This is a genomic window from Atlanticothrix silvestris CENA357, assembly GCF_016056295.1.
Lineage (GTDB): Bacteria > Cyanobacteriota > Cyanobacteriia > Cyanobacteriales > Nostocaceae > Atlanticothrix > Atlanticothrix silvestris.
The window spans coordinates 24,652-33,548 of sequence record NZ_JAECZB010000107.1; the positions used below are offsets into that span (position 1 = coordinate 24,652).

6 protein-coding genes are annotated in these 8,897 nt (G+C 41.2%); 2 read left to right on the top strand and 4 right to left on the bottom strand.

The window, feature by feature from the left end; all coding sequences use genetic code 11:
* Window positions 1–91: 91 nt before the first annotated feature.
* Complete coding sequence (locus tag I8751_RS28895) at window positions 92–2,134, bottom strand: ABC1 kinase family protein (protein WP_214442510.1); 2,043 nt, start codon at window positions 2,132–2,134, stop codon at window positions 92–94.
* A gap of 292 nt (window positions 2,135–2,426) precedes the next feature.
* Between I8751_RS28895 and recN the strand changes: the two genes are divergently transcribed.
* The gene (recN, locus tag I8751_RS28900; protein ID WP_214442517.1) at window positions 2,427–4,172 is read left to right on the top strand and encodes a DNA repair protein RecN; all 1,746 of its coding nucleotides are present in this window, start codon (window positions 2,427–2,429) and stop codon (window positions 4,170–4,172) included.
* Between the two features lie 84 nt (window positions 4,173–4,256).
* Here the strand turns inward: recN and I8751_RS28905 are convergent, their stop codons facing one another.
* Together I8751_RS28905 and I8751_RS28910 are read right to left on the bottom strand one after the other, a co-directional pair.
* Entirely contained in the window at window positions 4,257–5,510 is a 1,254-nt protein-coding gene (locus I8751_RS28905) for an amidohydrolase/deacetylase family metallohydrolase (RefSeq protein WP_214442511.1), read from the bottom strand.
* A gap of 184 nt (window positions 5,511–5,694) precedes the next feature.
* Window positions 5,695–7,068, bottom strand: coding sequence for a cysteine desulfurase-like protein (locus tag I8751_RS28910; protein WP_214442512.1), 1,374 nt, complete (start codon window positions 7,066–7,068; stop codon window positions 5,695–5,697).
* A 311-nt stretch (window positions 7,069–7,379) separates the two neighbouring features.
* Between I8751_RS28910 and I8751_RS28915 the strand changes: the two genes are divergently transcribed.
* Entirely contained in the window at window positions 7,380–8,168 is a 789-nt protein-coding gene (locus I8751_RS28915) for a hypothetical protein (RefSeq protein ID WP_214442513.1), read from the top strand.
* A gap of 16 nt (window positions 8,169–8,184) precedes the next feature.
* Here the strand turns inward: I8751_RS28915 and I8751_RS28920 are convergent.
* Window positions 8,185–8,897 (bottom strand): transposase (locus I8751_RS28920; protein WP_214442514.1); only part of this gene is annotated, 713 nt, incomplete at its 5' end.

Genomic DNA, 8,897 nt, shown 5'->3' on the forward strand with positions numbered 1-8,897 from the left:
TCTTCTCTTCTTCTGCGCCTCTGCGTGAGAAAAAAAAGCGATCGCCTGAAAAATCTTCATCATGCGATCGCCTTAATTTTGAACTTAAACTCTACACTTTTGTAGATAAAGATAACCTTATAGGCTGGTTTAACTTGCTATCTTGATTACTGTTAACTTCTTCTGCTGCTAACAATTCACGAATTAGATTCGCTATGGCCTTTTGCACCAAGCGGTAAGTAATTTGTTGACCCAAACGTTGTACACCTGGGTTGATTAATAACTGGGTAAGTTGAGGAGCCATCTGTACTGGATCAAAACCACGAGTTTCTTGGAGAATTTTTAAAATACGTTTGATATGCTCTAAAGTTTGTTGCTGCTCAATTGTCGCCGCAGGCGCTTCATTCATTGCTGTTAAACCTACTCGTTCTCGCAGCAAGTAAGTAAAGTTATGCAAAACATTTTTACCTAAAGCATTCAGTCCGTTAACAAATTCATCTACCAATTTGTCACGAATGAAAGCACCGCGTTCAGAAGATAGAAACTCTACCCCCTGATTTAGTGCTAGGTTAAAGTCGTAGTCTTGATTTTTTCGAGCATTACGTAACAGATTTTCTAAACGATTCCAACGGAAGCTTCCCTCTTTAAACAGCAAGTTTTGTAGTGATGTTCTTAATTGGGTTGCTGGATCAGTTAATAAGCGTTTAGCAACGTAAGGATAAGCTTCACTAAGAACTTTGAAATTAGGATCTATGTAGATAGCAATACCTTCCAAAGTTACCAGGGAGCGAATGATTAAAGCATAGTAAGGAGGTACGCGGAAGGGATACTCATACATTAAAGCTGAAAGTTCGTCAGTAATGCTTTTAATATTGAGTTCGGCAACACTGGCTCCTTGAGCATCAGCAAACACTCTGGCAAAAGCTGGAATAATCGGCGTTAAGTCGGTGTCTGGTGATAAAAAATCTAGTTTAACGTAGTCGTTGGCTAAACCTTCAAAGTCACGGTTGACGACGTGAACGATCGCTTCAATTAAACCATAACGCTGATGTGGTAAAATCTCGCTCATCATCCCAAAATCGAGATAAGCTAATTTACCATCCGGCATGGCTAACAAATTACCTGGGTGGGGGTCAGCGTGGAAAAACCCATGTTCTAGTAATTGGCGCAAAGAACACTGCACACCTACTTCAATTAGATAACGCGCATCTATACCTTGGTCGCGAATTTCTGTTGTCTGGGTTAATTTGGTGCCGTTAATCCACTCCATCGTCAAAACACGACGATTGGTATATTCCCAGTAAATTCTTGGTACGTAAATGTCTTTTATGTGACCGTATAATTGGAAAAATCGCTCTGCATTTTCTCCTTCATGGATGTAATCCATCTCTTCAAAAATGCGATCGCCTAATTCATCGAGAATACCAACTAAGTCACTCCGTATCCTTTTGAAAGTTTTTTGTGCCCGACCTGCAAGGTAGCGCAAGATGTACAAATCAATGGCAATGCGGTCTCTTAAATCAGGACGTTGGACTTTAACAGCGACTTCTTCACCAGTTTGTAGTTTACCTCTATAGACTTGCCCCAAAGAAGCAGCAGCAATTGGCTGAGGTGAAAGTTCTGCGTAAACTTCTTCTGGTGGTGCGCCTAGTTCTTCTTCGATAAATTGGTAGGCAATTTCGTTAGGGAAAGGCGGTAATTGGTCTTGTAACCTAGTTAATTCTTCTAAATATGCAGGAGGAACTAAATCTGGTCTAGTGGATAAAGCTTGTCCAATTTTGATGTAAGCAGGCCCCAATCCTGTCAGTAATTCTCGCAGCTGACTGGCTCGGCGGCGGTCATTTTTGACGACAATTCCCCGGCGGCTGTCCCACCACAACCCAAAAGCAAAGGAAAGAGTTGGCCCTAAAACTGCAAAAATGCGTCGCAAAACTTGTAGGGGTCTTTTCCGGTAATGAGATGCAATCTCCACGGGATCGTAGCGTATTGTCTCAGACTCGGATTGTATATTCACTAACGCCTGCTGTTTTTGAGCTGCTGAGAGTCTTGGCGATTGCATAACCAAGGTCTCTGTACCATTTTTTGGCACTACTTCAGTAAGGTGTGGTTCGCCCTCAATCGGCCGAGAAGTCGGGGGAAGTGTCTTAACAATCATGAAAAAAGCCACCGGTTGGAGTGATCATGTTAAGTATTGTAACAATATGTTTACAGTCCAGCATCCCTCAAATGGAGATAATATGCAGGATCTTGAGGACAAGATTTTGTTGCACTTAACTACTTAAAATAATTATCAATGGTAGGGAGAGGCCATTGAAAGGTTTGCTACACTTGAATGGGCTTACTAGTTCAATAGTAGTAGGTATTGCTTGCTGGTTGCTAAAAGATAGTGCTGAGTATCCTGTAACTTAAAAGTATCCGGCATCTGCCTTTATGGAGAATTTGGCTTGATGTTGCTCTGCCTGCGAATTGAAAACTTTGCCCTCATTGACCAACTAGAGTTGGAATTTGGCGCTGGACTCAATGTCCTCACAGGTGAAACTGGTGCGGGGAAATCGATTATCTTAGATGCGATTGATGCTGCTTTGGGCGGGAAAGTCTCTAGTCGGGTAATTCGGACTGGGACAAGTAGGGCATTGGTAGAAGCAACTTTTACACATAGCCCTTCGTTAGCAGCTTGGTTGAACGAACAAGAAATCGATTTGATTGATGAGAACTCTGTGGTTATTAGCCGAGAAATTACAGTAACTACTAGTAACGTTCGTAGTAGATCGCGGGTAAACGGTGTATTGGTCAATCGGCAACTCATGGGAGGACTGCGCGATCGCCTGGTAGAAATCACAGCCCAAGGTCAAACTGTACAAGTGGGACAATCTGCCCAAGTTCGTGATTGGTTGGATGTATATGGTGGTAACTCTCTAGTACAGCAGCGTCAATTGATCACCACAGTTTTTAGTCATTACCAACAAGCTCATCTCACCCTAGAAAAACGTAGGACATCAGAACGGGAACGTCTGCAACAACTAGATTTGCTCACCTATCAAGTGCAGGAGTTAGGAGCAGCTAACCTCGATGATCCCCAAGAATTAGAACAACTGTTGCAGGAACGAGAACGCCTAAATCATGTCGTCGATTTACAACAGATGAGTTACAAAGTCTATCAGGCTTTGTATCAAAACGATAATGAAACCCCAGCCGCAGCAGATTTACTGGGGGACAGCGAAGCAACGTTAACTGACATGGTGGAATACGATGTGCAACTCCAACCATTGTTAGATATGGTCAAGGATGCTCAAGCAGTAGTAATGGAAGTGGGAAGGCAAATTAATGCTTATGGAGACAGCTTAGAAGCCGATCCTCAGCGCTTAGAGGAAGTAGAAGAAAGAATTAGGGAATTAAAACAAGTTTGTCGTAAGTATGGCCCCACATTGGTAGAAGCGATCGCCTATTACCAAAATATTCAAAGAGAATTAGCCCAACTCAACGACAGCGAACAATCTATTGAAAGTCTAGAACAGCAAGAACAGGCTTGTTTAGAAAAACTCACTCAAGCTTGCCAAAAATTAACTCAACTGCGTCGCAAAGCTGCTAATAATTTAGAATCTCGGTTGGTGTCGGAACTTAAACCCCTAGCAATGGAAAAGGTACAGTTTCAAGTTGAAATAGTACCGACTGTACCAACCGCCACAGGTGCAGACAAAATTACTTTTATGTTTAGTCCCAACCCCGGAGAACCGTTGCAACCTTTAACAGAAATTGCCTCTGGCGGGGAAATGAGTCGGTTTTTGCTGGCGCTGAAAGCTTGTTTTTCCCAAGTAGATGCTGCTGAGACACTAGTGTTTGATGAAATTGATGTGGGGGTTTCTGGTAGAGTAGCCCAAGCGATCGCCGAAAAATTATACCAACTGAGTCGAAGTAACCAAGTATTGTGTGTCACGCACCAGCCTTTAGTAGCTGCGATGGCTGATCGCCATTTCCGCGTGGATAAGCAAACTATTACTCAAGGCAAGGGTAAAAAAGCAAACAACGGCAACGCCGAGCAGCGTACCGTTGTCCGAGTCACGAGTTTGGATAATTTAACTACTCGCCGAGATGAATTGGCGCAATTAGCTGGGGGTAAATCTGCCACAGAAGCGATCGCCTTTGCGGAATCTCTGTTATCGCAAGCCGCTAATCATCGCAATCAGCTTAACTGAAACTCTTAGTGTCTTTGTGTTTTAATGGTGAAAGGGGAAACCTCATACAGCGATCGCTGGTTTATCAAGGCATAAAGATTAGGTTTATGCTGTGAGAGTAGCAATATCACTGTATTGATTTTCTAAATCCCTTAGTAAACTACGATGTGGTTGAATCAATCTTCCTGAACGCACGACCCATACAGGAACAAGTTTTTCTTTAGCTATCAGTTGTTTACCCAAAGAATCACAAAATACGCAATCACCTTGGACTAAATCTAAAACGGTGATATCGGCAAGTGAACCAACTTTTAAAGTACCAATTTCCGCTTCAGCTTGTAAAACACGGGCTGGATTGATTGTGACAGTAGCGATCGCATCTACTAAATCTAATCCCAAAGCCATAAGTTTAGAAATTCCACCGCACAAGCTGTAAGTAAGAGTTGAATCATCGTGGAGGCTCTTAAAATTACCGTGAGCGTCACTACTAATAGTATGGGGGAAAACTCCTTGCGCCATCATTCGCCGGGCAATGTCGAAGCTAAATTTTAGCCCATGCCCTAAGTCTAAAAGTATACCTTTATCTATAGCTGCAATTAGCCACGCTGGAACTTGGGTGCGTGTTCCCATTAACCCATCTGGTTGACAACTGTAGCAGTGACCTAAAATATCTCCTGGTTTCATATAAGACAGGGCATTTTCTACTACTGTCTCTGGGTTTGGTCGCTTGGCTTCCACTACAGGAAATAATTCTCCTGTATGAACATATAAAGGTAAATTAGTGCGATCGCCAACTTCTCGCGCTAATTTTAATACACCCATTCCCCAGCGAGATATCGAGCCAGAATCAGCGTGTACTTTAAAACCACGGATAATTTGCGGATTATCTTTGGCTAATTGGATTAATGGTTTAATATCTACCTTTTGTGGATCTTCTAAGCCCGATTCGATATTGCCGATGGTTTGTGTTGCAGCATGATTGATTAACAAAAAACAGCGTACATCTGTTTGGGCTTTCTCTACTACCTTTGATTTAAAGCCAGAAAAGGTAAAAGGACTGCTGCTACCTTGGTCTACTACAGTCGTGACACCTGCATTGATGCCAACATCATCAGCAGGTATACCAAAGTTAGTTACCCATTCATACACATGAACGTGTAAATCAATCAAGCCAGGACAAATTAAATAATCATTCGCAGCGAATGTTTGCTTGGCTTTGTAAGGTGGTAACTGTTGTGCAACAGCGACAATTCTGCCGTCACGAACGGCAACATCAAAGCGTCCGTTGAGTGATTGACTAGGATCTATCACCCAACCATCTTTGAGGACTAAATCATCTAAAGTGATGTTGTTTTTCATACTAGATTTACTATCAGCTTATTTCAAAATTTCCTTAGAGGTTAATCGAATGAAGCTAATAATAGTCGCAGTATTACTACAGAACTTATATCAAAAATGACTCTCGTTTGTAACTTTTAACAATCTTGATATTTCAGGATGAAAGTAATTTTTTTGATGTTAATTCCTGGATATGGATGAAATATCAAGCCGTTGGCAGAGATGCAATCTCATGCAACACTTGCAAAAACTGATGAATCTCTTCCATTGAGTTGTAATGTGCTAGTCCAATTCGTAGTAAACCGCCACTTGCTTCTACTTTTAACTTTTCAGTTAGATTGATCGCATAAAAATTGCCGTGCCAAGCAAAGATACCGCGATCGCCTAATGCTTTAGCTGTGGTTTCAGGTGTTTGTCCCGCGAGTCGAAAGGCAACTGTTGGTGTCCGCCAAGCAAAACGAGCCGGATCGGTGATGCCATAAAAACTTAAGCCAGGAATCTCCAATAATCCTGCAATTAGCTTTTGGCTCAATTCTTTTTCGTATTGCTGAATGGCTGACATCGCTGCAACTAAAGCAGCACGACGACTATGATAAGCCGATGCTAGCTCATGACTAGGTTGATCTGGTGAGGTGAGAAAACGGGGACAGTGGAATGTTTCCAAACCTTCTTTATCAGCTTGAGCCAAAGCTGTAACCAATTCACTATCAACTGACGGTGAAACATGACAACCTAGTTTTGCTAAGTAGTTAATCGCCGCCACTAAACCTGCTAACCCTTCATGATTTAGGGTTCCGGTTTCCCAACGAAATGGTACTTCTTCTGGAGCTGGTTTTAGTTTATAAGGGCTAAAATGAGCAAGATGCTCACGCTTACCATACAAAATACCAACATGGGGGCCGAAGAATTTGTAAGCTGAACAAGCGAGAAAGTCGCAGTCTAAGGCATGTACGTTAATAGGAGCGTGAGGAGTGTAGTGGACTGCATCAACAAATACCAAAGCACCAACAGTACGGGCAAGACGCACTACTGCTGCAACATCGTTGATTGTCCCTACAGCGTTGGAAGCATAGCAAACTGCCACCAACTTTGTCTGCGGATTAATCTGTCGTTCTAGATCGCTCATATCTAGAGTACAGTCTTCAATATTGACATCTACAATGCGGACAGTTACACCCTTTTCTTCCAAGGCATACCAGGGAGAAACATTAGCAGCATGGTCAAGCCGTGTGACAATAATTTCATCGCCTGGTTGTAGTTCTCGACCAATAGCCCGACTGACTGCAAAGGTAAGGGTGGTCATATTGGCACCAAATACCACCTCATCGCTATTACAACCTAGAAAATCAGCGATCGCCGCACGAGCAGAGGTAATCAGTGCATCTGTACGCGCACTTGTAGCAAAAGCCCCGTGAGCATTGGCATTTGACCTTACCAAATAATCACTAATCGCATCTAGCACCGATCCCGGTACTTGAGTACCGCCTGGCCCATCAAAAAAAATTGCAGGTTGACCGTTGATTTTTTGTGTAAGTGCAGGAAATTGGGCACGTATCCATTTTAAGTCAAGAGATTCCATATAAACTCCTGGGTTAATAGTTTTTTATTTAAGCGTTGAGCCGAAGTAAAAATTAAATTTGGTTTTTCACTAATAAGTTAGCTCGATTGTATCCATTTTCTGCGGGGATGCAACTTATGTCCGGTTTTTGCATACTTCAAATCGCCAGCTATTTTCCATACCCGTATATCCTGTTTTTACTTCTATGAAGATGCACTAACTTTATAGAAAATTGGTATTCCTAAAAAAATATTGGGCATAATAACGCCAAGCAAATTCAGAAAATTAATGATCAAATTATTGGTCTCTACTATAAAGTGTGATATTTAATTATGGCTAATAGTATTTATAATGATTTTGTAGACCGATACAAATATGTGAAACCTTTTGGTAAAAATTTACATATTCAATCACTCGTGATCTGGCGTTTGGGTATTTGGGCATTATTAGAAACTAATTTACAAGCTGCCCAAAGACAAGGGAAAGTAAATTTATTTTCAAATTCATCAGAGCAATTTATTTCTATTAAGGATTTCAAAGAAACTGATCTATTTTTAATACAGGATAATAAAAGTTACCCGATAATTTTTTTAAAACAAAAACCTCTATTGATTACTGCACCTGAAAACTTCAATCCAGGTTTGCAATTATCTCCACCAGTTCCACCAAAAATACCCGATAACTTAAAACCACCGTCAACTTCCACAGAACCAGTTAAGCCATTTGCTGTTTTAGAAAATCTTCAAATAGATTTTCGCAATGATACCGATAATTTTGGTCAACATAATTTATTCATTGAGCCAACGTTTCATTTTAAGTTGCATAACGGCAATAAAATATTTTTCAAAACAGGGTTAGATTTTTTTGAGCAACGAGATGTAGAATCAGTTACTAATATTCCCTTGCAAATTGGTTGGCAAGGAAAAGTAGGTCAAGTAACGCTACAAACAGCGGCAGGAATTGATGTCTTTAACCGATTGCCTACAGCTATCAATTTCAATGCTAAGGTAGAAGCTCCTATTTTTCCACCAAAAGTTTCGTCTTCAGGTCGATTAATTTCGGGCTTAATAGTATCAGCTAACTTAGAGCAAAGCCCTTATAAATTTAATGCTCAAACCTGAAGGGGTGACAAAGAAGCTACAAAGCAGACTGGATAAGAGACATAGCACGTAGACCCTTGCGAAAATAGGGTAGTTTACTGGGCTTTAAACGCATTAAATCATGAGCTAAATCAGCCCAAAACTCTATTGCACCCACCCATAATTGGCCATACAAACCAACCCAAAATGCGCTATGTCGGCGATGTAGTCGGTTTAATTCCTTCAGACGACCAATATATTTTTGTAATCCCATTTGACGAGAGTTACGACCTGCTAAAACAGCACAAGTATAGGCGATAGCAATTAATAAAATCAGTGCCATCAATCGTTGACCATCAGCAGAAGTAGATTCAAGATTATAGCCACCAGTCTTGCAATCACGGAACATGGCCTCAATGCCACTGCGCAACTTAAATGCTTTAATGGCATCGGCAAGACTATCTAGATTAGTCAGTAAAAACCAGCCAGCAGGTTCAACTTTTCCCCGATATTGACGCTTGTAATATCCAGCTAAATTCAAATGAGCAAAACCTTTTTGTTTAGTGGCTTGAATACCTGTGAGAAACAAGGAGGTACCAGGAATTAATCCCAAAGATTGTAACCGTTGATATGATTGATTTTCTTGTCGAATATAAGTGCCTTGCTTTTGCCGGAGTACAAAGTCAATTCTCTTGCTGTGTAACCAATTCGCCAGTTTGATGCTATGAAATTCCCTATCACCTAGCACCAAGATTCGATATCCTTTAAATA